24 protein-coding genes are annotated in these 24203 nt (G+C 63.7%); 11 read left to right on the top strand and 13 right to left on the bottom strand.

The window, feature by feature from the left end:
* Positions 1–208: 208 nt before the first annotated feature.
* From LB528_RS06470 to LB528_RS06450, 5 genes are all read right to left on the bottom strand, one after another.
* Complete coding sequence (locus LB528_RS06470) at positions 209–1288, bottom strand: HPP family protein (RefSeq protein WP_224516131.1); 1080 nt, start codon at positions 1286–1288, stop codon at positions 209–211.
* Between the two features lie 322 nt (positions 1289–1610).
* A complete protein-coding gene (locus LB528_RS06465) occupies positions 1611–1919 on the bottom strand; it encodes a cupredoxin family copper-binding protein (RefSeq protein WP_224516132.1) in 309 nt (102 codons plus the stop codon).
* Positions 1916–2440 carry a DUF4142 domain-containing protein gene (locus LB528_RS06460; RefSeq protein ID WP_224589230.1) on the bottom strand — a complete coding sequence of 175 codons (525 nt, stop codon included), beginning with the start codon at positions 2438–2440 and terminating at the stop codon, positions 1916–1918. Before LB528_RS06460 ends, LB528_RS06465 begins: the two co-directional genes overlap by 4 nt.
* A gap of 109 nt (positions 2441–2549) precedes the next feature.
* Positions 2550–3248 (bottom strand): RNA polymerase sigma factor, encoded by a 699-nt coding sequence (locus LB528_RS06455; protein ID WP_224714252.1) that lies wholly within the window; start codon positions 3246–3248, stop codon positions 2550–2552.
* A 137-nt stretch (positions 3249–3385) separates the two neighbouring features.
* Positions 3386–4558, bottom strand: coding sequence for a cystathionine beta-lyase (locus tag LB528_RS06450; protein ID WP_224714251.1), 1173 nt, complete (start codon positions 4556–4558; stop codon positions 3386–3388).
* 463 nt (positions 4559–5021) lie between these two features.
* Here LB528_RS06450 and LB528_RS06445 point away from each other — a divergent pair, with 463 nt between their 5' ends.
* The 5 genes from LB528_RS06445 to LB528_RS06425 all read left to right on the top strand — a co-directional run bounded on the left by LB528_RS06445 (position 5022) and on the right by LB528_RS06425 (position 10175).
* Entirely contained in the window at positions 5022–6050 is a 1029-nt protein-coding gene (locus LB528_RS06445) for an amino acid ABC transporter substrate-binding protein (protein ID WP_224714250.1), read from the top strand.
* A 62-nt stretch (positions 6051–6112) separates the two neighbouring features.
* Entirely contained in the window at positions 6113–7294 is a 1182-nt protein-coding gene (locus LB528_RS06440) for an amino acid ABC transporter permease (RefSeq protein ID WP_224714249.1), read from the top strand.
* A gap of 4 nt (positions 7295–7298) precedes the next feature.
* Positions 7299–8456: an amino acid ABC transporter permease gene (locus tag LB528_RS06435; RefSeq protein ID WP_224516138.1), complete on the top strand. Its 1158-nt coding sequence runs from the start codon at positions 7299–7301 to the stop codon at positions 8454–8456.
* A gap of 127 nt (positions 8457–8583) precedes the next feature.
* Entirely contained in the window at positions 8584–9333 is a 750-nt protein-coding gene (locus tag LB528_RS06430; protein ID WP_176477089.1) for an amino acid ABC transporter ATP-binding protein, read from the top strand.
* Between the two features lie 173 nt (positions 9334–9506).
* Positions 9507–10175: a TIGR02117 family protein gene (locus LB528_RS06425; protein ID WP_224516139.1), complete on the top strand. Its 669-nt coding sequence runs from the start codon at positions 9507–9509 to the stop codon at positions 10173–10175.
* Positions 10176–10233: 58 nt separating this feature from the next.
* Here the strand turns inward: LB528_RS06425 and LB528_RS06420 are convergent, their stop codons facing one another.
* On the bottom strand, positions 10234–11466 hold the full coding sequence (locus tag LB528_RS06420) for an FAD-dependent monooxygenase (RefSeq protein WP_224714248.1): 1233 nt from the start codon (positions 11464–11466) through the stop codon (positions 10234–10236).
* 15 nt (positions 11467–11481) lie between these two features.
* Complete coding sequence (locus LB528_RS06415; protein WP_224516141.1) at positions 11482–11727, bottom strand: zinc-finger domain-containing protein; 246 nt, start codon at positions 11725–11727, stop codon at positions 11482–11484.
* A gap of 251 nt (positions 11728–11978) precedes the next feature.
* Here LB528_RS06415 and LB528_RS06410 point away from each other — a divergent pair, with 251 nt between their 5' ends.
* Together LB528_RS06410 and ppx are read left to right on the top strand one after the other, a co-directional pair.
* Positions 11979–14174, top strand: a complete 2196-nt coding sequence (locus LB528_RS06410; protein ID WP_224714247.1) for an RNA degradosome polyphosphate kinase — start codon at positions 11979–11981, stop codon at positions 14172–14174.
* A complete protein-coding gene (gene ppx / locus LB528_RS06405; protein ID WP_224714246.1) occupies positions 14171–15706 on the top strand; it encodes an exopolyphosphatase in 1536 nt (511 codons plus the stop codon). Before LB528_RS06410 ends, ppx begins: the two co-directional genes overlap by 4 nt.
* A gap of 7 nt (positions 15707–15713) precedes the next feature.
* On the opposite strand, the gene LB528_RS06400 is transcribed toward ppx, so the two are convergent.
* From LB528_RS06400 to LB528_RS06385, 4 genes are all read right to left on the bottom strand, one after another.
* Positions 15714–16136: a DoxX family protein gene (locus tag LB528_RS06400; RefSeq protein WP_224714245.1), complete on the bottom strand. Its 423-nt coding sequence runs from the start codon at positions 16134–16136 to the stop codon at positions 15714–15716.
* Between the two features lie 140 nt (positions 16137–16276).
* On the bottom strand, positions 16277–16696 hold the full coding sequence (locus tag LB528_RS06395) for a DoxX family protein (RefSeq protein WP_224714244.1): 420 nt from the start codon (positions 16694–16696) through the stop codon (positions 16277–16279).
* Between the two features lie 211 nt (positions 16697–16907).
* The gene (gene fumC / locus LB528_RS06390; protein WP_224714243.1) at positions 16908–18305 is read right to left on the bottom strand and encodes a class II fumarate hydratase; all 1398 of its coding nucleotides are present in this window, start codon (positions 18303–18305) and stop codon (positions 16908–16910) included.
* 106 nt (positions 18306–18411) lie between these two features.
* Positions 18412–18891: a cupin domain-containing protein gene (locus LB528_RS06385; RefSeq protein WP_224714242.1), complete on the bottom strand. Its 480-nt coding sequence runs from the start codon at positions 18889–18891 to the stop codon at positions 18412–18414.
* A gap of 83 nt (positions 18892–18974) precedes the next feature.
* Here LB528_RS06385 and LB528_RS06380 point away from each other — a divergent pair, with 83 nt between their 5' ends.
* Complete coding sequence (locus LB528_RS06380) at positions 18975–19946, top strand: LysR family transcriptional regulator (RefSeq protein ID WP_224714241.1); 972 nt, start codon at positions 18975–18977, stop codon at positions 19944–19946.
* 73 nt (positions 19947–20019) lie between these two features.
* Here the strand turns inward: LB528_RS06380 and betI are convergent, their stop codons facing one another.
* Positions 20020–20670 carry a choline-responsive transcriptional repressor BetI gene (gene betI, locus LB528_RS06375; protein WP_224714240.1) on the bottom strand — a complete coding sequence of 217 codons (651 nt, stop codon included), beginning with the start codon at positions 20668–20670 and terminating at the stop codon, positions 20020–20022.
* A gap of 75 nt (positions 20671–20745) precedes the next feature.
* On the opposite strand from betI, the gene choX reads away from it, so the two are divergent.
* Positions 20746–21684, top strand: a complete 939-nt coding sequence (choX, locus tag LB528_RS06370) for a choline ABC transporter substrate-binding protein (RefSeq protein WP_224516150.1) — start codon at positions 20746–20748, stop codon at positions 21682–21684.
* 11 nt (positions 21685–21695) lie between these two features.
* Positions 21696–22517, top strand: coding sequence for an alpha/beta fold hydrolase (locus LB528_RS06365; RefSeq protein ID WP_224714239.1), 822 nt, complete (start codon positions 21696–21698; stop codon positions 22515–22517).
* On the opposite strand, the gene LB528_RS06360 is transcribed toward LB528_RS06365, so the two are convergent.
* Positions 22518–23276: an NIPSNAP family protein gene (locus LB528_RS06360; RefSeq protein WP_224714238.1), complete on the bottom strand. Its 759-nt coding sequence runs from the start codon at positions 23274–23276 to the stop codon at positions 22518–22520. It lies immediately after the preceding gene.
* A gap of 280 nt (positions 23277–23556) precedes the next feature.
* Here LB528_RS06360 and LB528_RS06355 point away from each other — a divergent pair, with 280 nt between their 5' ends.
* Positions 23557–24177: a TetR/AcrR family transcriptional regulator gene (locus tag LB528_RS06355; RefSeq protein WP_224516165.1), complete on the top strand. Its 621-nt coding sequence runs from the start codon at positions 23557–23559 to the stop codon at positions 24175–24177.
* The last annotated feature ends 26 nt before the right edge of the window (positions 24178–24203 follow it).

Genomic DNA, 24203 nt, shown 5'->3' with positions numbered 1-24203 from the left:
CAGTCCCGGCCGCGGACAGCATTGATCGGTAACGTGCAGGTCTAAGCACCGTCTTTGCCCGCCATCCGTGCCCGCACCGGAGTTGCGGCGGCGCAAGCCGATCTATGACGGCACATGGACGCATGTCACCCGGCCGGCCGAGACAAACGAGCGGCGCGGCGGCTCGATCGAATGGCGAGCGGGGACATCCTGGGTGATCGGTCCAGCTCTATGCCACCGCTTTGAGCGGCGCCGATGCCTGCACGCGCGCGGCCGCCGCCAGCAGGTCGGTCTGGGTGATCAGTCCGAGGATATGCCGCTCGCTATCGACGATCACCACGGCATGGCTGCGGCCGTCGGTCAGCACCGGCAGCAGGCTCATCGCCGGCGTGTCGGGCGAGGCTGTGCCGGCTTTCGACATCACCCCTTTCACGGTGTCGGTCGCTCGTGTCAGCTCGCGCAAGCCGACCGCGCCGGTGAGACGGCCGTTCGTGTCGAGCACCGGCAGGGTGCGGATGTTGTGGTCGATGAGTTGTTTGCGCGCCTCGTCGGCGGAGGCCGTTTCCGTCACCGAGATCACATCGCGGGACATGATGTCCCGGCAAAGCAGCGTGCGCTGCGAGCGCACCACCGCCTGCAGTTCGACCTGGCGCAGCAGGCGCTCAAGGTCGTCACGGTCGATGTCGAAGGTTTCGTCGAGCGCCGACAGCGCGGCGTCGACATCCTCGGGCCTGAAGCCGACGCGCTCTGCCGGCGGCCGGTCGGCGGTTCCGTGCCCGCTGGCGGCGGGCACATGCGCATGCGGATAGTTGCGTCGCGACAACTTATGGAAGAGGAAGCCGAGCGCCACCAGGATCGTCGAGTTCAGCGCCACCGGCACAAAGGGAAACAGGAAGCCGGCGGCTGCAACGGCCGGCCCGCCGAGCACGCCGGTAAGGGCCGCGGCGCCGCCCGGCGGATGCAATGAGCGTGTGAACGACATGGCGGCGATCGCCAGCGCCACCGCAAGGCCGGAGGCTATCACCGCGTCATGCACGAAATGCGCGACCGTCACGCCGACCAACGCCGAAATCGTGTTGCCGCCGACGATCGACCAGGGCTGCGCCAGCGGGCTCGACGGAACGGCAAAGAGGAGCACGGCGGAAGCGCCCATGGGCGCCACCAGCATAGCCACAAGCGGGCCGCTGCCCATTGCAAGTCCGCTAATCATGCCGGTGAGCGCGATGCCGATGGTCGCGCCGATGCAGGCAAGCAGCCGTTCGCGAAGGGTCGCGCCGGCAAGGATCGGAACGAAAAGGCGAAACGCCATGGCAGGCCCTGTCAAACGGGAAATCTTGTGCGATCGGCAATGCCGCCAACGGCGTAAACTGGAAAGCCAAACCAATCCGTTTCGTCGGCGCTGAGGGGAATATTATTGCTCGGCGCGGAGCCAGTGGCGTGCCGCCAACGGCCTCCAATTTGTCAATCGCGTCAAGGCCTTACGAAATTTGCGGAATCGGTTCGCAATTCACCCGAATGTCCTGGCTTCGGCAAGGAGTGTGCCTCTGCGGCGTGCCGCAATCGGGCATGACGATTGCGAGGCGCTGCGCGCGCCTCGCCCTCGGGGGAGACTGATCAAAGGGACCGGCTGATCAGGGGGTCACCTCGACACGTCCCTTCATGTTGGGGTGGAAGCGGCAGAAGTAGTCCACTGTCCCCGCCGCTTTGAGCGTGACCTTGCCCTTCGACTTTGCCGGGATCATCACATCCCAGCCGCCTTTGACCGTGGCGGTGTGGGCGAGAATATCTTGGTTTGTCCACTCGATCGTGTCGCCGATCTTGGCCTGGACGCTTGCCGGCGAAAAGACCAGCTTGTCGATCGTCACCTCTATCGTCGCCGCGAGCGCTGGCGACGCGATGAGCACGGTCGCCAGCATCGGCGCAAGAAGCAGCGGCCTCATTTCAGCATGCCGGCGACATGTTCGGCATGCTGCTCATGTCCCTGGAAGATCTTGAGACCGGTCTCCAGCAGGCTCTTCAACTCGGCATTGCTCGCCGAAGGGATGAGTAGGGTTTCGAGCGCGCCGTCGACTTGCTTGTGATAGGCCACCTCGTTGTCGATATAGGCCTTGTCGAAGGCAGCCCCTTTCAGCTTCGCCAGCTTGGCGCGTTCTTCCTTCGCGGCCTTGGCCAGCGCCTTGCTGGTGTCGTTGTCCTCGGGTGTGACCTTCAGCTTCTTCACCAGGTCGAGCGCCTGCTTGTTCACCGCCTCATGGTCGCGCTCCATGTCCTTGGCGAAGTCCACGACTTCCTTGTTCTTGGACTTCTTGATCGCCAGCTTGGCCGCTTCGATGTCGATCGTGCCAGCGGTATAGGCGATGTGGGCGATCTGCGGGTCGGTGGGCTTTTCGGCGGCTAGCGCCAGCGGGGACGTGCTCACGAAGAAAAGGGCGGCGAGGGCGGCGGTCGGTCGCATAAGCATAGCATCTCCTTCGCCCGGCGGCGCTGGCCTCGGGCTTCATCTGGTGTTGAACTGCCATTGGATGCGGGCAAGAACGAAACGTTCCCGGGAAAAGAGCGGGAGATCGAAATTAGGGCTCGAATCCCAGCCTTTTCATCACCGCCTGCGTCAGCCGCTCGCAGCGACGACCGGCGAAGGGGAAGGCGTCGAGCAAAACCGGGCCGATCTCGTCGTCCAGCGCCTTCCGCACCAGCGCTCGCGCCCGGTGCAGCCTGGTCTTCACCGTCTCGGGTTTCACGCCCAGCAGGTCGGCGGTTTCCTCTATGCTGAGGCCCTCGATGACACGGGCCACGAAAACGGTACGATAGACATCGGGAAGGCTGTCGGTCGCCCGTTCGACAAGCCCGAGGATCTGCCGCTGCGCCATCGTCCGCTCCGGATCGTCGCCTGGATTCAAGTCGTTTTGTGTCGAGGGAAACCGGATGATCTGCGCCTCCGGACTTCCGGGCATCGCCACGGTGCGCCTGCGCTTGCGCAGCCGTCCGAGCGCTTCGTTGATGACGATGCGCGACAGCCACGTGGAAAGCGAAGCCTCGCCGCGAAAGCTGCTGAGACTGGCGAAGGCGCGCATATAGGCCTCCTGTACGATGTCCTCGGCCTCGGCGTCATTGCGCACCACGCCGCGTGCGATGCGGTAGAGCCGCTGGTTGTGCGTCTTGATGATGGCGCGGAACGCACCAGGATCGCGCGCAAGCGCCCGGCTGACCAATGCCATGTCGCCGGCCTCGACCGCACCGATTTCGGCGGCTTCAATAGCAGGCTGTCTCATCTCGCCCCGATCTCCCGGCAACGTCACATGCGCGATTGGATGCGCCTGCCGACAAAAGGTTCCCGAACGGCTTGCACCGGCCATGCTACGCTTGGGCAGAGGCTTTGTCTGGTCGGAATCTTCCGCTGATCAGGCCGTCACTCGGCGGCAGCCGCCGCGGCAAGGCCGCGGAGAATGTCGGTCTTCAGGTCCTCGACATCCTCCAGCCCGACCTGCAGCCGTATCAGCGGGCCGGCATACGAACCTTCGGCAAGCGTGCGGTCGCCAAGGAAGACCGGAACGGCGAGACTCTCATAGCCGCCCCAGGAATAGCCGAGCCCGAAAATCTTAAGGGCATCGAGAAAAGCGTGCTGCGCCTTCTGTCCGCCGCCCTTGAGCACGACCGAGAAGACGCCGCTCGAGCCGCAGAAATCGCGTTTCCAGAGTGCATGGTCGGGATGGCTTTCCAGCGCCGGGTGCAGCACTTGCGCGACGCCCGGCTGCTCCTCAAGCCACCGCGCGATATCGAGCGCGCTCTTGCGGTGATGCTCGAGCCGCACCCCCATGGTGCGCAGGCCCCGCAGCACCTGATAGATGTCGTCGGGTCCCGAACAGCAGCCCAGCGTGCAGAAACTCTCGTAGAGCTGCCTCCAATAGGTCTCGTTGGCAGAGACCAGGCCGAGCAACACATCGGAATGGCCGGCCGGATACTTGGTCGCCGCGTGGATCGAAATGTCGACGCCATGGTCGAGCGGCTTGAAGTAGAGTGGCGTCGCCCAGGTGTTGTCCATCATAACGATAGCGCCCGCGGCATGCGCCGCCTTGGCGATCGCCGGGATGTCCTGCACCTCATAGGTGTTCGATCCCGGCGATTCGGTGAACACCACCTTGGTCTTGGGCTTGATCAGCGATGCGATGCCGGCGCCGATGCGCGGCTCGTAATATTCGACCTCGATGCCGAGCCGTTTCAGCATCGTATCGGCGAAGTGGCGCGTCGGGTGATAGATGCTGTCGACGATCAACAGGTGATCGCCTGCGGCAAGGAAGGCGAGCAGCGGCACCGTCACCGCTGCCAGCCCCGAAGGCACCGCGATCGTGCCGGCCGAGCCTTCCAGCGCATCGACGGCGAGCGTGAGCGCATCCATCGTCGGCGTGCCGCGCGTGCCGTAAGTGTATTTCTGGCTACGCCCTGCCATCGAGGCGGCGTCTGGATAAAGCACCGTCGATGCGTGCACGACCGGCGGATTGACGAAGCCGAAATAATCGCGCGGATTGTTGCCGGAATGAGCAAGCAGCGTGTTGATGCCCATTTCGATGCCGTCTCTAGCCATGGTTCGTCGCCTGTCGAATGATGTCTGGGGACCAGCCATAAAGCGGTGGCAAAGCCGGCGCAACCGCGCTAGGGCCGCCAAAAGCCGGTCTTCCGCTGGGCCAATCCGACGGCGTGCGCGTCCAATAAGCGCCGCTATTGCCGAAGCGGATTTTACTGGCCGGCCGTGGATTCGCGGCGATGCAACTTGACTGATTTGTTTGCATGGCCGGCCGGTTTCATGGCGCTCCTGTGCGCAATTCAGGCATTCGCGGCAATTGCTTTCAAACCTCCCGGGATTCGGTCATTTCCCTTGACCTCACAGGAATAATCGCCTTCGATGCGTTTCGTGAATGGGAGGCAGCGCATCGTTACCGATGCGGGTCCGGGAGTGGGCCTCAAAGTGGGAGCTGCGTTCACAAACGAAAAAGATCAAGCGTCGCCTGGCAGCAGGGGCGCCTATGACAGAAAAGGGTCTGTGGGTCATGAAAAATATTGCAATCGGCATCCTTGGCGTCGCCGCGCTCGGGTTCATGGCGTCCGCCGCTTCGGCCGGCACGCTCGACACCGTGAAGCAGAAGGGCTTTATCCAGTGCGGCGTCTCGACGGGCCTGGCCGGCTTCTCGGCGCCGGACGACAAGGGTGAATGGAAGGGCATCGATGCCGATTTCTGTCGCGCCGTCGCGGCCGCCGTCTTCGGTGATGGCTCCAAGGTTAAGTTCACGCCGCTCAGCGCCAAGGAGCGGTTCACCGCCCTGCAGTCGGGCGAGATCGACATCCTGTCGCGCAACACCACCTGGACCAGCAACCGCGACAGCGCGCTCGGCCTCGATTTTGTCGGCATCACCTACTATGACGGCCAAGGCTTCATGATCAACGCCAAGAAACTGCCGGGCGTGAACTCCGCGCTGCAGCTTTCTGGCGCCGCGGTCTGCGTGCAGAGCGGCACCACCACCGAGCTCAACCTCGCCGACTACTTCAAGAAGAACAAGATGGAATACAACCCCGTCGTGTTCGAGAAGCTGGAAGAGGTCAACGCCGCCTATGACGCAGGCCGCTGCGATGCTTACACCACTGACCAGTCCGGCCTTTACGGCATCCGCCTGACGCTGTCGTCGCCGGCCGACCACGTCGTGCTGCCCGAGATCATCTCCAAGGAGCCGCTCGGCCCGGCCGTGCGTCAGGGCGACGACCAGTGGGCGCATATCGCGCGCTGGACATATTTTGCGCTGCTCAACGCCGAAGAAGCCGGCATCACCCAGGCGAATGTCGATGAGATGAAGACGTCGACCGACCCGAACATTCAGCGTATCCTCGGCACCGAGCCCGACGGCAAGTACGGTGCCGATCTCGGCCTCTCCAACGACTGGGTCGTCAACATCGTCAAGGCTGTGGGCAACTACGGCGAAATGTTCGAGCGCAACGTCGGCGCGGGAAGCCCGCTCAAGATCGCGCGCGGCATCAACGCGCTATGGACCAAGGGCGGCCTGCAATACGGTCCGCCGATCCGCTGATTGAAACGTGATCCGGGAGGCAGGTCGTCTGCCTCCCGGTTTCTCTTTCCAGGGGACGGTCCATGGCTTCGCAGGAAATACTTCGCGAGGAGCCGAGCCGCGGCTCCTTCATCAATGACCCGAGAATACGCAGCCTGTTCTTTCAGACGCTGGTTGTAGTCTTACTGTTCAGTTCGATCTGGTGGATCGTCCACAACGTCATCGAAAACCTGCAGCGTCTGCACATCGCGTCAGGCTTCGGTTTCCTCAGGAGCAGGGCCGGCTTCGACATTTCCGACACGCCAATCGCCTATACGTCCGACTCGACCTATTTCCGGGCACTCGTCGTCGGCTTGCTCAACACGATCATCGTTGCCGTCGCCGGCATCGTGCTGGCCACGATCGTCGGCTTCACCATCGGCATCGGCCGCCTGTCGCAGAACTGGCTGATCCGCAAGATCTGCACGGTCTATGTCGAGATCTTCCGCAACATCCCGCCGCTCCTGGTCATCTTCTTCTGGTATTCCGGCGTGCTCGCCGTGCTGCCGCCGCCGCGCGAAAGCATCCATCTGCCCTTCGGTTCCTTTCTCAACCAGCGTGGCTTCTACTTGCCGCGAGCTGTCTGGGGAGACGGCTCCTGGCTGATCGGCGTCGCATTGCTGCTGGCCATCGCAATGGCTTGGTTCGTTGCCCACAGGGCGCGGCAGCGGCAGAAGGCAACCGGTCAGCAATTCCCGGTCTTCTGGACGTCGCTCGCTCTTATCGTCGGCCTGCCGGTGCTCGCCTTCGGCGGCATGCCCCTGACCTTCGATTTCCCGAAGCAATCGACCTTCAACCTGACCGGCGGCTTCTGGATCAAGCCGGAATTCCTGTCGCTGCTGCTGGCGCTTTCCTTCTACACGGCGGCCTTCATCGCCGAGATCGTACGCGCCGGCATCCGGGGTGTCAGCAAAGGACAGACCGAGGCGGCGGCGGCGCTCGGCCTGCGTTCCGGCCCGATTCTGCGGCTGGTGGTTATCCCGCAGGCGATGCGCATCGTCATTCCGCCGCTGACCAGCCAGTATCTCAACCTGACAAAGAACTCCTCGCTGGCGATCGCCATCGGCTATCCCGATCTCACCGCGACCGCCGGCACGGTGCTGAACCAGACCGGACAGGCGGTGGAGGGCGTGTTCATCATGATGATCGCCTATCTGGTGCTGAGCCTCGTGACGTCCCTTGTCATGAATATCGTCAACGCCAGAATGGCGCTGGTGGAGAGGTAGGGCCATGCAGGAACACGACATGTCCTGGGTGCGCACCGAGATGGTGCTGGCGCAGCCGGCGCCGCCCGAAGAACGCGGCGCCTATGCCTGGGTGCGCAAGAACCTGATCGGCTCCGTCGGCGACACCATCCTCACCGTGCTGGGCATCGCCATCGTGCTGTGGATCGTGCCGCAGGTTATCAACTGGGCCTTCATCAACGCCCAATGGAGCGGACCGGACCGCACGGTCTGCACCACGGCCGCGCAAGGCGGCATCCAGCCCGATGGCTGGACCGGCGCCTGCTGGGCCTTCGTCAACGCCAAATTCGGCCAGTTCATGTTCGGCACTTATCCCATTGAAGAGCGCTGGCGGCCGATCCTGGTCGCCATCCTGTTCGTGGCGCTGCTGGTCCCGATGCTAATCCCGCGCGTGCCGCGCAAAGGGCTGAACGCCGTCCTGCTCTTCGTGGCGCTGCCGATCGTCTCCTTCTTCCTGCTGATCGGTGGCGTGTTCGGCCTGCCGTATGTCGAGACCGCGCGCTGGGGCGGCCTGTTGATTACCCTCAGCCTCTCCTTCGTCGGCATTGCCGTATCGCTGCCACTGGGCATCGTGCTGGCGCTCGGCCGCCGTTCGAAGATGCCGATCGTCAAATGGCTGTGCATCGTCTTCATCGAGATGGTGCGCGGCATTCCATTGATCACCGTGCTGTTCTTCGCCAGCGTCATGCTGCCGCTGTTCCTGCCGGAAGGCGTCACCTTCGACAAATATCTGCGGGCCTTGATCGGCGTGTCGCTGTTTGCCGCCGCCTATATGGCCGAGGTGATCCGCGGCGGCCTCCAGGCAATCCCGAAAGGGCAATATGAGGGCGCCGACTCGCTCGGCCTCGGCTACTGGCAGAAAATGGGCCTGATCGTGCTGCCGCAGGCGCTGAAGCTGGTCATCCCCGGCATCGTCAACACCTTCATCGGCATGTTCAAGGACACCAGCTTGGTGCTCATCATCTCGATGTTCGACCTGCTCGGCGTGGTGAAGCAGAATTTTGCCGATGCCAACTGGGCGACGCCGCAGACCGCGAGGTCCGGCCTAATCTTTGCCGCCTTCGTATTCTGGCTGTTCTGCTTCGGCATGTCGCGCTATTCAATGTACACCGAACGCCGGCTCGACACCGGTTACAAACGCTGATGCATGTCGCCCAAAGTGTAGCGGTTTTGGGGTAACGAATGCATCAAATCAAACGATAAAAGGGGAACCAGCCATGGCCACCGAAAACGCCGTCAGCGCGGAAGAGATCAAGGTCAACGCCGCCAAGATGCACATCTCCACCACCGATGTCGCCATCGACATCGTCGGCATGCACAAATGGTATGGCGAGTTCCATGTGCTTAAGGACATCAACCTGAAGGTGATGCGCGGCGAGCGCATCGTCATTTGCGGTCCCTCCGGTTCCGGCAAGTCGACCATGATCCGCTGCATCAACCGTCTGGAGGAGCACCAGAAGGGCAAGATCATCGTCGACGGCAAGGAACTCACCAACGATCTGAAGAAGATCGACGAGGTGCGCCGCGAGGTCGGCATGGTGTTCCAGCACTTCAACCTGTTCCCGCATCTCACCATCCTGGAAAACTGCACGCTGGCGCCGATCTGGGTGCGCAAGATGCCGAAGAAGCAGGCCGAGGAAATCGCCATGCATTTCCTCAAGCGCGTCAAGATACCGGAACAGGCCAACAAATATCCGGGCCAGCTCTCCGGCGGGCAGCAGCAGCGCGTGGCGATCGCGCGCTCGCTGTGCATGAATCCGCGCATCATGCTGTTCGACGAGCCGACATCGGCGCTCGATCCGGAAATGATCAAGGAAGTCCTGGAGACGATGGTGGGACTGGCAGAGGAGGGCATGACGATGCTCTGCGTCACCCACGAGATGGGCTTTGCCCGCAAAGTCGCCAACCGCGTGATCTTCATGGATCAGGGCCAGATCGTCGAGCAGAACACGCCGGCCGAGTTCTTCGACCATCCGCGCCATGAACGCACAAAACTTTTCCTGTCGCAGATCCTGCACTGAGCGGGCGCAATCGCCAAATTTTCGGAAAAGCCCGGCTGGAAACAGCCGGGCTTTTTTTGCATTCGGGCGATCGGACAAGGACCGGCTCATTTGGTTGACGCTCCGGAATCTTCGAGCCTGATCGTCCAGGATTTCCTGGAGTTGCCCCAGACAAGACGGAACCACCGCATCCGATGAGACGAGTCCTGCGATATCTGGTGATGCTCTTGGGAGCGGTAGTGCTTGCCGCCGCGCTCGGCACGCTGGTGCCACGTCCGCTCTGGCCGGCCGCACGGGCCGAAGGCGAGGGGACGCGGCACATATTGTTGTTGAGGAATCCGATTCACACCGACATTGCGATACCGGTCGATGATGACGTGCGCCGGCGATTTGCCTTTCTGGTCGATGCCGGCCTGCCGACCGACGCGTCGGAGGCGCGGTATTTCATCTTCGGCTGGGGCGGCCGCGCCTTCTATCTGGAGACGCCGACCTGGTCGCAACTGAAGGCCATGCCGGTGCTGAAGGCGCTTACGCTCGACGCCGCGGTGATGCATGTCGATGTCGCGGGCGCTATCCTTGAGGCGCATCCGGATGTCGCCGGCTTTGACGTCGACGGGGAACATTTCTCGGCGCTGCTCGACTATATCGCGGCAGGCTTCCGGCAGGGGCCTGGCGGACTGATACCGATCGAAAATGCGGGCTATTCAACTTACGACCGTTTCTACGAGGCCAACGGCCACTTCAACGCGCTGGTCGGCTGCAACACCTGGACGGCGGCGGCATTGCGCACTGCCGGCATCCGGACAGGTTTGTGGAACCCGCTGCCGGTGTCATTGGGTTGGTCGCTGAGCCTGTATAACTAGAGGCGCCTCATTCCTTCGCCTCCCTCTGTCCTGCCAGCCTATCTGGCCGTCGGGCGTGCTACCGCCTCACAACCTTCCGCTCTTCCCAGCCATAGAGCCAGTCCAGGTCCGCGGCGAGCTTGTCCGCCGGCCGCGCCGTGAGCACCAGGTTGCGCGCGATCGCCACCGGTCCCCATGCGTGCCAGGCCAGCCGATTGAGAGCGCCGCGTTTCAGCACCTTTTCGACGCGCGGGCGTCTGAGATTTTCCCAAATGGCAAGGCCCTGAGCTGCATCGCCAGGGAAGTCGGCAACGAGATTGGCGAGCATCGAGGCGTCCTCGATCCCCATCGCCGCGCCCTGCGCCGCGAAGGGCGTCATGGCGTGCGCGGCATCGCCGATCAGTGCCACTCCCTCCGACATGGTCCAGCGCCGTTGCGTGACCGTGTGGATGGGGAAGGCCGTCCACGGCCCGGCAAGCGCCGCCAGCTTCGCCAGCGTTGCCGCCGTGCCCCGCATGGCTGCTGAAAGTATGGCGGGATCGGCATGCCCGGACCAGCCTTCGGCGATGCGCTCGCCCTTGGTGAAGGCGGCAAGGTTGAAGGCGCTGCCCTTGCTCACCGGATAGGTGACCATGTGGAAGCCGGGATGCAGGAAGGTGGTGACGCAGTCGGCAGCGCCGATTTGCATAAAGGCCTGGGCGGCGGCGCTTTCCGCCGTGACCGTCGCGCGCCAAGCGAGCTCGCCCGAAAAGCGGCTTGCCGCAAAGCCGGTCGTTCGGGCAAGCTGGGCCCGAACCGACGACCAGACGCCGTCGGCTGCGACCAGCAAACCGCACGCGACATCCGTCGCTTTGCCGTCGATTTCGACCGTCGCGGTGACGCTTTGCGGGTCGATGGCAATGCCGGTAACGCGCGCGCCGGTGATAAGCTCGATGTCCGGCCGCAGCGCCACCGCCGCCATCAGCGCCGCCTGCAAGTCGGCGCGGTGCGCCACGAGATAAGGCCCGCCCCAGCGCTTTTCTGCCGCTTCCCCAAGCGGCACGCGCGCCAGCTCCCGCAGGCTTCTTGCATCCTTCAGCACTACCGCTTGCGGCCGGATCGCATTGGGCAGCAGGCGATCGAGCACGCCGAGCCGGCGCAGGATGCGGGTTGCGTTGGGGGAAAGCTGGAGGCCGGCGCCGGCCGCTTCGAGTTGCCTGGCCTGCTCGAACAGTCTTACCGGGAAGCCACGTTCGGCAAAGGCAAGCGCCGCCGTCAGCCCGGCAAGACCAGCCCCGGCGATAACGATCTGCCGGGACGGTGTTTCAGTCATGGTCGAAAGGGGCGATCAGGCGGCCTGATCGACATAGAGGCAGCCGGCCGGCTGCGTTTCCGTCGCTTTCAGCGATGGCGAATAGCGGTAGAGCGTCGAGCAGTAGGGGCAGACCTTCTCATCGTCGTCGCCCATGTCGAGGAACACATGCGGATGGTCGAAAGGCGGGTTGGCGCCGGTGCACATGAATTCCTTGACGCCGATCTCGATAACCGGATGGCCCGCGTCGTTCTGGAAATGGGGAATGCTGCCGCCTGCCATCGTCGTCTCCAATTGGGTTCGGCCAGTGGGTGTGACCAGCCTGCATCTGGAGCATAACAGCCCAGTTTGCAAGATCGATGAAATCAAACTGTCGCAAAAGCCTGGCAGAGGATAAGTTGAGCCGGTTAAGCGCGTGAGGCCGGCGTCGGAGCGATTCCGTGACGATCATGCGTCACAAAGACATGTTAGAGCGTCGCCGAACGGCAATATGCGGCGCTCCCAAGGACGGTTGCGGGCAAGAGCGGGAAACCATGAACGAACTGAAGCCAGTGCAGAGCGAGTTCATCACCGTCGAGGCGGCCAGCCCGGAGGGCGGCAATCCCGACCGTTTCGTCAACCGCGAATTCTCCTGGCTGCAGTTCAACCGCCGCGTGCTGGAAGAATCGCTGAACGAGCATCATCCGCTGCTCGAACGCGTGCGCTTCCTGTCCATCTCAGCCGCCAATCTCGACGAGTTCTTCATGGTGCGCGTCGCCGGCCTTGCCGGCCAGGTGCGCGAGGGCATCGCCTTGAAAAGCCCGGACGGCCGCACGCCCGAGCAGCAGCTCGAGCAATTGCTGCGCGAGGTCGAGCGCCTGCAGGAGGACCAGCAGAAGAGCCTCTCGGCGCTGATGACGTTGCTCAACAAGGAAGGCATCGAAAGCATCACCCGTGACGCGCTCACCAAGGATGAGAAGGCCTGGCTGGAGGAACATTTCCAGGAGCAGGTTTTCCCGGTGCTGACGCCGCTGTCGATCGACCCGGCGCATCCGTTCCCCTTCATCCCCAATCTCGGCTTCTCGATCGCCCTGCAACTGCGCCATCGCAAAAACGGTGAGGAGATGAGCGCGCTGCTGCGCCTGCCGGTGGCGCTCAGGCGTTTCATCCGCTTGCCCGACCGCAAGCACCATGTGCGCTTCATCCCGCTGGAGGAAGTGGTCGGCATCTATATCGGCAAGCTATTCCCCGGCTACGAGGTCAAGGGCTCCGGCACGTTCCGCATCATCCGCGACAGCGACATCGAGGTCGAGGAAGAGTCGGAAGACCTGGTGCGCCTGTTCGAAACGGCGCTGAAGCGGCGCCGCCGCGGCTCGGTGATCCGCATCGAATTCGACACGCTGATGCCGGCCGCGTTGCGGGACTTCGTCGCCGGCGAGCTCGGCGTCTCGTCGAGCCGGATCAGCGTGCTCACCGGTCCGCTGGCGCTCAACCAGATATCCGAGATTGTCGCCATTCCGCGCGACGACCTCAAATTCACGCCCTACAATCCGCGCTTTCCGGAGCGTATCCGCGAGCATGGCGGCGACTGCTTCGCCGCCATCCGAGAGAAAGACATCGTCGTCCATCACCCCTACGAGTCGTTCGACGTGGTGGTGCAGTTCCTGCGTCAGGCCGCCGCCGACCCGGAAGTGGTGGCGATCAAGCAGACGCTCTACCGCACCTCCAACGACAGCCCGATCGTACGCGCGCTGATCGACGCCGCCGAGGCCGGCAAGTCGGTCACGGCGCTTGTCGAGCTCAAGGCGCGCTTCGACGAGGAAGCCAACATCCGCTGGGCGCGCGACCTCGAACGCGCCGGCGTGCAGGTCGTGTTCGGCTTCCTGGAGCTGAAGACCCACGCCAAGATGTCTTTGATCGTGCGCCGCGAGGATGGCCGGCTGCGCAACTATGTGCATCTCGGCACCGGCAACTATCACCCGGTTACCGCCCGCATCTACACCGACCTGTCGTTCTTCACCACCGATCCGACGATCGCGCGCGATGTCGCGCAGCTCTTTAATTTCATCACCGGCTACGCCGAGCCCGCCGAGGAGATGCGCCTTGCCGTATCGCCCTTCACGCTGCGCAAGCGCATCCTGAAACACATCTCCGACGAGATCGTCCATGCCCGCGAAGGCCGGCCGGCGCGCATCTGGATGAAGATGAACGCGCTGGTCGATCCGACCGTCATCGACGCGCTTTACGACGCCAGCCGCGCCGGCGTCGAGGTCGACCTCGTCGTGCGAGGCATCTGCTGCCTGAGGCCGCAGGTGCCGGGCCTTTCGGAGAATATAAGGGTCAAATCGATCGTCGGCCGTTTCCTCGAGCACAGCCGCATCTTCTGCTTCGGCAACGGATACGGCCTGCCGTCGGACGAGGCGATCGTCTACATCTCGTCCGCCGACATGATGCCGCGTAATCTCGACCGCCGCGTCGAAACCCTGGTGCCCATCACCAATCCAACTGTGCATGAACAGGTGCTTGGCCAGATCATGCTGGGCAATGTCATGGACAACCAGCAAAGTTTCGACGTATTGGCTGACGGCACCTCCCGGCGCGTTGTGCTGGAGGAGGGCGAGGAGCCGTTCAACGCGCAGGAATATTTCATGACCAATCCGAGCCTCTCCGGACGGGGCGACGCCCTGAAATCGCATGCGCCCAAGCGCATTGCCCAGTTCAAGCGCCGCAAGAAGAACGCCGCCGCGTGATTGCAGTTTCCCAGGGCCGGCTTCAGGACCGACGGCCGCTGTCGATCATCGACATCGGATCGAACTCGATCCGCCTTGTCATCTATGAGGGGCTGGCGCGCTCGCCCACGCTCCTGTTCAACGAGAAGATGCTGGCGGGCCTCGGCCGCGGCATCGTTTCGACGGGCAAGCTCGACCCCGAGGCGGTGACGCGCTCGATGGAGGAATTCCGCCGGTTCCGCGCGCTGTCGGACCAGGCGGGCGCCGAGCACATGTATGTGCTGGCTACCGCCGCGGCGCGCGAGGCCGGCAACGGCCCCGATTTCATCCACCGCGCCGAGGACGTGCTGAAGACCGAGATCCGCGTGCTCACCGGTCGCCAGGAGGCCCATTATTCGGCGCTCGGCGTCATTTCAGGCTTTCATCCGGCCAACGGCATCGCCGGCGACCTTGGCGGCGGCAGCCTTGAGCTGATCGACATCAATCGCGAGGCGATCGGCGACGGCATCACGCTGCCGCTCGGCGGCCTGCGTCTGCAGGACATGGCGAAGAACTCCCTTGTCCAGGCGCAGAAGATCGCGCGCCAGGAGCTGGCGCGCGCAAAACTGCTCAAAGGCGGGCAGGGCAGGGTCTTCTATGCCGTCGGCGGCACTTGGCGAAACCTCGCCCGGCTGCATATGGAGATGACCAACTATCCGCTCGGCGTCATGCATCACTACGAGATTTCGGCCGACAGCGCGCAGGCCTTCCTCAAGCAGGTGGCCCGGGGCGAGGTCGAGAAGGTGCGCGGCATCGAGGGCGTTTCCAAGAATCGCCGCTCGCTGCTGCCTTACGGCGCGGTCGTCCTGCAGGAGATCATGTCGGCGATGCAGCCCTCAAAAATCGTCGTCTCGGCGCAGGGCGTGCGCGAGGGCTTCCTCTATTCGCTGCTCGACGCCGAGGAGAAGAAGGCCGATCCGCTGATATCGGCGGCCGAGGAACTGGCGCTGTTGCGCTCGCGCTCGGTGCACCACGCACATGATCTGGTCGAATGGACCGGGAGGGCGTTCAAGGCCTTCGGCATTGACGAGACCGAAGACGAGGCGCGCTACCGTCATGCCGCCTGCCTGCTCGCCGATATCGGCTGGCGCGCGCACCCTGAATATCGCGGCAGGCAGTCGCTCAACATCATCGCGCATGCCTCCTTCATCGGCGTCGATCATCCCGGCCGCGCCTATCTGGCCCTGGCCAACGCCTATCGCCATGACGGCATCTTCAACGACGGCATCGCTCCCGAGATCAAAGCGCTGGCGCCGCCGCGCCTGCTCGAGCGCGCCCGCGTGCTGGCGGCGATGATGCGTGTGGTCTATCTCCTCACAGCGGCAATGCCGGGCGTCATGCCAAGGCTGAAGTGGGAGAGCCGCGGCAATGGCGCGCTGGCGCTGGTGCTGCCGGCCTCGCTCGCCGACCTCTATGGCGAGCGTCCTGCCGGCCGGCTGGCGCAGCTCGCGCGCATCACCAACCGGCGCCTAGTGCTGGCGGTCGAGGGCGGACCAAGTGTGTCGGTGAAATAGGGCCGGCTCAGGTCACTTCGGCGCCGAGGCCGAAACCGCGCCCGTCAGCCGACCATGCGCCGGCGCCAGCCATGGCGAGCGCCAGGAAGCCGCCGGCAACGGCGATGTCCTTCATCAGCATCTGCTGGTGCAGGAAGGCGAGGGTCGCATCGTCGGCGCCCTGGCCGTAGTGACCGATGAAGCCGGCGACGATCGAGAAGGCGGCTAGCAAGAGCGCCACGATCCGCGTCTGGAAGCCGACCAGGATCAGCAATCCGGCGATCAGCTCGAAGAGGCCGGTGCCCCAGGCTGCAAGAGTCGGAAGCGGCAGGCCGAGGCCGGCGAAATAGCTGGTCGTGCCGGCGATGTTGGTGAGCGCCTGGATACCGGAGGGCACGAACAACGCGGCGAGCAGGAGCCGCGAGACGAGAAGCAATGCGTTGCGGGGCATTGGTCATCTCCCTTGCCGGCATCAGGCCGGCTGCCGGCGCAGTCTACGCCTACAACCGGGAAACGAAAAAGCGGTGCGGAAAATTCCGCACCGCGTTCGTTTCAATTTGGGAGGAATGCTTCAGTATGGGAGGAAAAAGATCAGCCCCGCTTGGCGTCGATCGAGTAGGCGCCGGCGCCGGAGGAGGCGAGCAGGATGAAGCCGCCGGTGATGGCGAGGTTCTTGAGGAACTGGATCATCTGCATCTGGTCGGCCCAGCCGGTGTGAGCGACCAGCCCGGTGGCGATCGTGAAGATGGCGAGCACCCAGGCAGCGGTCCGGGTTTGGAAGCCGACGAGAATCGCAAGGCCGCCAAGCAGCTCGATCAACCCAACAACGACGGCGGTTACTGTCGGCACCGGCAGGCCGAGAGCGCCGAAATAGCCGGCGGTGCCGGAAATGGCTGTGAGCTTGCCGAAGCCGGAAAGCAGGAAGATGACGGCGAGCAGGATACGACCCAGGAGGATCGTCGTGGAGCTGGATGTTGCGCCGTTGCCGGCGACGGAAGAGTTGATGGACATGGCGGTTCTCCGAACGGGTTGAATGGTCCGTCAGATAAACGATAGAGACTGTTCACCAGAAGCCGCCTATGTGGCGACACATTGTTCACAGAATCTTCATTCTTAGATCACGTGGCGGGCGCGAAATTCATGTCGCGAGAATCGGCAGTGGGAGCAAATTCTCCCACTGCAAAATGGCTCGTCCGCTTCGTCCTAAGAAGAGACGCAATCGTCAGCCCGGATGCGTCATATCCTCGGGCCGCACCAGCCGATCGTAATCGGCTTCGCTGACCAGCCCGGTGGCCAAAGCCTCCTCGCGCAAAGTCGTGCCGTTCTTGTGCGCGGTCTTGGCGATCTTGGCGGCGTTGTCGTAGCCGATGGTGGGGGCCAGCGCCGTCACCAGCATCAGCGAACGCTCCAGCGCGGCCTTGATGTTGTCCTCGCGCGCCTCGATGCCGACCACGCAATTGTCTGTGAAGGAAACGGAAGCATCGGCAAGCAGCTGCACCGACTGCAGGAAATTATAGGCCATCAGCGGGTTGTAGACATTGAGCTCGAAATGGCCCTGGCTGCCGGCGAAGCCAAGTGCTGCATTGTTGCCGAACACCTGCACGCAGACCTGCGTCAGCGCCTCGCACTGGGTCGGGTTGACCTTGCCGGGCATGATCGAGGAGCCCGGCTCGTTTTCCGGCAGCGAGAGCTCGCCGAGGCCCGAGCGCGGGCCGGAGCCGAGCAGGCGGATGTCGTTGGCGATCTTGAACAGCGCCGCGGCCGCCGCGTTGATCGCCCCATGCGAGAACACCATGGAATCGTGCGCAGCGAGCGCCTCGAACTTGTTCGGCGCGGTGACGAAGGCGATGCCGGTGATGGCGGCGATGCGGTCCGCCACCTTTTCCGCGAAGCCGACCGGCGCGTTGAGGCCCGTGCCGACGGCGGTGCCCCCTTGGGCTAGTTCCTGCAGGCCGGGCAGCGTCAGCTCGATGCGCTTGATCGACGAGGCGACCTGCGCGGCATAGCCGGAAAATTCCTGGCCGAGCGTCAGCGGCGTGGCGTCCTGCGTATGCGTGCGGCCAATCTTGATGATGTGGTTGAAGGCGCGGGCCTTGGCGTCGAGCGCCTTGTGCAGGTGGTGCAGGGCAGGGATCAGGTGATGCGCGACCCGCTCGGCGCAGGCGATATGCATGGCCGTCGGATAGGTGTCGTTGGACGACTGGCTCATATTGACGTGGTCGTTCGGGTGCACCGGCTTCTTCGAGCCCATCACCCCGCCGAGCATCTCGATCGCCCGGTTGGAGATCACCTCGTTGGCATTCATGTTGGACTGCGTGCCCGAGCCCGTCTGCCAAACCACCAGCGGGAAATGATCGTTAAGCTTGCCGTCGATCACTTCCTGCGCCGCCTCGACGATCGCTTTGCCGATGACCGGATCGAGCCGTTTCATCTCCATGTTCACTTCGGCGGCGGCGCGCTTGACGATGCCGAGCGCGCGCACGATAGAAGCCGGCTGTTTTTCCCAGCCGATCTTGAAATTGCCCAGCGAACGCTGCGCCTGCGCGCCCCAATAGCGGTCGGCCGCCACCTCTACAGGGCCGAACGTATCGGTTTCGGTTCTGGTCTTTTCAGCGCTCACGGGGAACTCTCCGGTCTGTCGATTTGGGCAACGGCGTATCGCGTTGGACAAACGGCATCAAGCGGAGATTGAGGGCGGGAAAGATGCAAATCGGTTGAAGGGAAGCTCACCCCATCGGCGGCCCGACAATGTCGATGCCGTTCTCGGCGCACAGTCTCGTCAGCGCCTCAATCATCTCTGGCGTCGGCACCGCCGCCGGCGGCAGGTCCGGCTGTTCGGCCGGGCGGCCAGCCTTTCGCACCATCGTCTCGAAGTCCGAACCGCGCGTCACTGTGAGCGTGCGCGCGCCTTCCGGAGACTCCACCCGGTAAGTGTGCGGCAGGCCTTTTGGCGCGAGCACCGTTTCGCCAGCGTCGGCAATCCGCTCGCGGCCGTCAAGGACGAAACGTATCCGGCCTTCGAGGATGTGAAACACCTCGTCCTCATTGTAATGCACGTGCAGCGGTACGGAATCGCCGTAGGGCTGGCGGTGTTCGATGACACAGATGCCGTCCTCGCCATCGGCCGACGAAACCCGGATGGTGACGAGCGTGTTGTTGAACCAGAGGAGTTCCTTGCCTGCGATCGTCGCGTTGATCATTGTCATCATTGCTCTCCTTTTCGACGGTGACCTAAGCAAGGACGAGCCGGTGATGGAAATCGAATGATCGTATGGGGCGGATTGACGCGATGAATTTGAACGCGCTCGACCTCAATTTGGTGAGAGTGCTAGACGCGCTCCTGCGCGAGAAAAGCGTGACGCGCGCGGGCGAGCAGATCGGCCTCAGCCAGCCTGCAGTGAGTGCGGCGCTCAACCGACTGCGCCATGCGTTGAACGACCAGCTCTTCGTGCGGCGCGGCAACGACATGGTGCCGACACCGCGCGCCGAAAGCCTGGCGGAGCCGGTGCGCGCAGCGCTGCGCGAGATCGAGCGCGCCTTTCAGCCCGCGACCGATTTCGATCCGGCAAGGTTGGAACGAACCTTCACCTTCATGGGCGCCGATTTCTTCTCCATGCTCCTGATGCCGCCCTTTGCCGCTCGCATCGCGGCGGTGGCGCCTGGTGTCTCGTTCCGCTTCCTCGACAGTGCTATAGGTGACGTCTCGAAGCTGCTGCAGGAGGATCGGATCGACCTCGCGCTGGAGCGCCCGCTGGAGGTCGCGGAGTGGGTATCGAGCGTGGCGCTGTTCGGCTCGCCCTTCGCCGTCATCGCGGCGAAAGACAATGCCGCTCTCGGCCAGGCGGGCATCGCCGAGGGCGAAGAGGTGCCGATAGACCTCTTTTGTGCCCTGCCGCACGCGCTGCGCTCCATCGATGGCTCGATGTCGGGTTTCACCGACGATGCGTTGGGCAGAATGGGCCGGGCGCGCCGCGTCACGCTTGCCTTGCCGCATTTCCAGGCCGTTGCGCTGGCGGCGGCGAGCGGGCCCTATCTGGCGGCCGTTCCAACGCAGTTCGCGGTTCAAGCTGCAAAATCCTTGCCGATTGGTATCTATCGAGCACCGATCTCGATCCCGTCGCCGGCCGTCAGAATGTACTGGCACGCGCGCCGCGACGATGAGCCACCGCATCGCTGGATCCGCGAGCAGATACTCGATGAGGTGGGAAAGCTCGGGTTCAAGGACTGGGACGGTACCGCGAGTGCTCATCCGGCGATATAGCCGCCGTTGAAGCGAAAATGCAGCGCCGGCAACGCGGGCGGTCAAGCGCGGGAGCTGTCGCCGGGTATGAACTTTATCCGGCCGAAGCTAGCCCGACCGGCGCGGACTGGCGCAGCGCCAGCCGCCCCGCGACGAAATCCTTGACCTGGCGCACGGCCTGCTCGCGCGTGACGCTGCCTGGCTGCAGGCCAAGCCTGAGCCACAGTCCGTCGATCAAGGCGGTGACGCCGAGCACGATCTCGTCGGCCACTTCCGCCGAAGCGAGGCCGCGCAGGCCGGACAAGAGGTTCGAGCGCATGCGGGCGTGGATGACCTTCTGGATGCGCGCCAGCTTCTCGTCGCGCGGCACCTCGGCGCAGAGCGACAGCCAGGCGTGGCAGAGCGGCGGCAGGAACAGGTGCTCCTCGAAATTGCCCTCGATCACGGCGTCCACCCGCTCCATTGGCGTCCGCGCCCGCTGAAGCCGGGCGACGACGGCGTGACAGAGCACGGCATTGGCCTCGCGCATAGCGTGCTCGAACAGCTCCTGCTTGTTGCGGAAATAATGCAGCACGATGCCCTTCGAGGCGCCGGCCTGGGCCGCCACCTTTTCCAGCGTCGCGCCGGCGATGCCTTCGCGCTCCAGAACAGTGAAGGCCGCCTGCCGCAACTCCCTGCGGCGAATGTCGCTGAGGCGCGTGAGTTTCACCGGATCGATCCCTGCATGACGAATCAACGTTGACATTTTCGTCCGTCCAGATCAATCATTGACCAATGGGACAATAAATAGACCGAAAGGTCAATGAGGAGAACCGGAATTATGTTGCGCATGCTTGCGAATGGCGTCTGTGTCGCGGCGTTGATTATGGCTTCCCCGGCGGCCCGGGCCGCCGAGGCTGACGGCTGCAAGACTGTCCGCATGGCCGAGCCCGGCTGGAACGATCTCGCCTTCACCACCGGCGTGGCCAAGGTACTGCTCCAGGCGCTCGGCTACGAGCCGCAGAGCGAGGTGCTCGGCATCAACGTCATCTACGAGGGGATGAAGAACAAAGACCTCGACCTGTTCCTGGGCTACTGGGACCCAGCCATGGTCACCTATTACGAGCCCTACAAAAAAGACGGCTCGATCGAGAATGTGCGCGTCAATCTGGTTGGCGCCAAATACACCTTCGCCGTGCCGACCTATGTCTGGGATGCCGGCGTCAAGGACCTGTCCGACCTGCACAAATTCGCCGACAAGTTCGGCAAGAAGATGTACGGCATCGAGCCCGGCTCGAACCAGCTCATGATGGACGCCATAGCTGACCCGCAATACGGGCTCGGCGGCTGGCAGGTGGTAGAGTCGAGCGAAGCCGGCATGCTCTCGGAAGTCGGCTACGAGATCAAGGAGAAGCAGTTCATCGTGTTCCAGGGCTGGGCGCCGCATCCGATGAACACGATGTACGACTTCAAGTACCTGACCGGCGGCGACAAGTTCTTCGGCCCGAATTTCGGCGCCGCCACCGTGACCACCCAGGTGCGCAAGGGATATCTGCTGGAGTGCCCGAACGTGGCGCAGTTCCTGAAGAATCTCGCCTTTGACATCGACATGGAAAATGTCGGCATGGGTTACCTCATCAACGACGGGATGAAGCCGGAGGATGGGGCGCTGAAGTCGATCACCTTGCACAAGGATCGCCTCGACGCGTGGCTCGCCGGCGTCACCACTTTCGACGGCAAACCCGGCCTAGCCGCGGTCAAGGAAAAGCTCGGACTGTGAGGCTGGCGCAATTGGACCTTCGTGACCAGGAGGCCGGACAGGCCGCCCGGGCCGGGCGCAAGCGGATCATCGATGTCGGCGGCCTCGACCTAGCCTATGTCGAGATCGCCGGTGCGGAGCCGCCGCTGCTCCTGATTCACGGCTTCACCGACACCAGCCGCAGCTTTTCGCTGCTGGCACCGCATCTCTCGGGCCGCCGGCTGATCGTGCCGGACTTGCGTGGCCACGGCGCCTCGCAGGCGAGCGAGGGCTGCGGCGTCGCCGATTTCGCCGGCGACATTGCCGGGCTGATGCAGCGCCTGCAGCTGAGCCGGCCGATCGTCGTTGGGCATTCGCTGGGCGGCATGGTGTCCATTGCACTCGCCGCGCGGCATCCGGAAAGGATCGGCGGGTTGGTGATCCTGGCCGGCACGCTGAAGCCCGATTTCGAACCGGGTCACCCGCTGGTCGACGGCGTCGCCGCCTTGCGCGATCCGATCTCGCCATCGGATCCGTTCTATGAGTGGTGGCATGCCTGCGGACCGGGCGTGCCGCGGGCTTTTCTCGCCGGCCTCGCGCAAGACGCGTCCGCGATTCCCGCAGCGCGCTGGCACGCCATCCTCGAAGAAATCCGCCGCACCGATCTGACCGCCGCGGCACGGGCCGTGCAAGCGCCGACGCTGATCATCGCCGGCGGGCTCGATCCGCTTTTCGGCGAAGGGCACCAGCAGTCGATGGCCCAGGCGCTTTCCGGATCCCATCTGGTGTGGGCGCAGGACTGCGGCCACAACCCGCATTGGGAAGACCCTGCCTTTGTCGCCAAGGCCATAGCGGGCATGTTGCCGAGCGGCTGACTATCTCAACAGCGACCGGGTCGTCGGCGTCAAGCGCAACGTCTCTGCCGGTTTCATCGAAACAGCTTGCATGGTTTCACGAACCGCTTGCCATGCCGGCGAAGCGGCGAGGGCGGCCCGATAGCCCGCATGGACGTCGCCATCGTCGAAACCGAGGGCTGCGATGAAGACGTTGTCGGCGGCACGCACAGGCAAACGCGGAAACGTGTTTTCGGCATGCTCGCTGATGAAGGCGCCGAGCAGCCGGGCACTTTTTGCCGCAAGCTGAGGAACCGCCGCCGCCTGGAAACGCTCGGCAAAACCGGCCTCGGCGCCTGGCTGCAAATGATGAATCGAGATCTCAACAAAGCCGGACAAGCGGCTCCGATCGCTCACAGTTTCGTCCTCGGCAACTGTCGGCCGAAGCAACCCTGAGAGATCAAACGCCGCATCAGGCCAGGCCGGCTTCAGCAACAGCACGTCGTCGGAATCGATCATCGTCGAATTGGCGGCACCGCGATGCGCGGCCCAGACCGGCCCGCCATAGAAGGCGCTCAGCGCGTCCTTCCTTGTCTGCATATCCTCGAAGCCGCGCAGCCAGACGAACATGTCGGGGCGGTCGAGATCGCGGAACTGGCCTATGACGGTCATACCGGTGGCTTCCTGCGTTTCGACGAACTCCCCGTCGAACAGTGCGATCAGCGTTTCGCGCTGCCCGGGCTTCAGCGTGTATTGCCGAAGCTCGACGACGGGTGAGGCACGGCGGGAAGGTGGGTTCATGGCCAGAATCTCAAAACAGGGTGATCGTCCTGTTTATAAACAGACCGGTTGTCCTGTTTTGTCAATCTGCTATCGTGATTTTCCCCTTCTCCGCTTGTGGGAGAAGGTGGATCGGCGCGCAGCGCCGAGACGGATGAGGGGTGTTCCAGCGGAGCGAGACGCTGGCATCTCCGGGGCACCCTTATCCGCCCTCGCTTCGCTCAGGTACCTTCTCCGACAAAGGGGAAAAGGGGAGACCGACATGGTCATGCGCAAAAAGCGGACCAACGATCCGGAAGGCATGCGCCGACGCGTCCTCGACGTTGCGGAAGACACCTTCCAGGCGCGCGGCTATCACGCGTCGAGCCTCGGCGATCTGATGGCGGCGGCCGGCGTCACCGGCGGCGCGCTGCACCATCATTTCCCGACCAAGAAAGCGCTGGCGCTGGCGGTGATCGAGGAACGGGTAGCGGCAGCGGTCCGGGAAACCTGGATCGACCCGGTGCTGGCGGCGCCCTCGGCTCGCGAAGGCGTGCGGGCCGTGTTCGAGGCCGTGGCCGAAGAGCTCGAGCAACAGGGCTATGTGCGCGGCTGCCCGCTCAACAACTTGGCGCATGAACTGTCGCTGGCCGACGACGAGTTCCGCCTGGCGCTGGCCAGGATCTTTGCCGATTGGCGGCAGGCGATCGCTGATAAGATCCGGGCCGACCAGCTGGACGGCGGGGAGGGCGCAATCGATCCGGAGCGTTTTGCGGCGCTGACCGTGGCCGCCTATTCCGGCGCTATGTCGATGGCCAAGGCATCGCAAAACGCCGGAGTGTTGCGGGAGTGTTTGAAAGGGTTCGAAAATTTCGAGCTATCGCCATCGCGGGGTAGGTTGAAGCGGCGGCGTCGCGTGTTGCCACGGCCAAAGATCGGATAATATGCCTGCGGGGCGGAGGAGGCGTG

It is taken from the genome of Mesorhizobium sp. CA4 (assembly GCF_020165075.1).
Taxonomy (GTDB): Bacteria; Pseudomonadota; Alphaproteobacteria; order Rhizobiales; family Rhizobiaceae; genus Mesorhizobium.
This window is presented reverse-complemented; position numbering and strand designations above follow the sequence as displayed.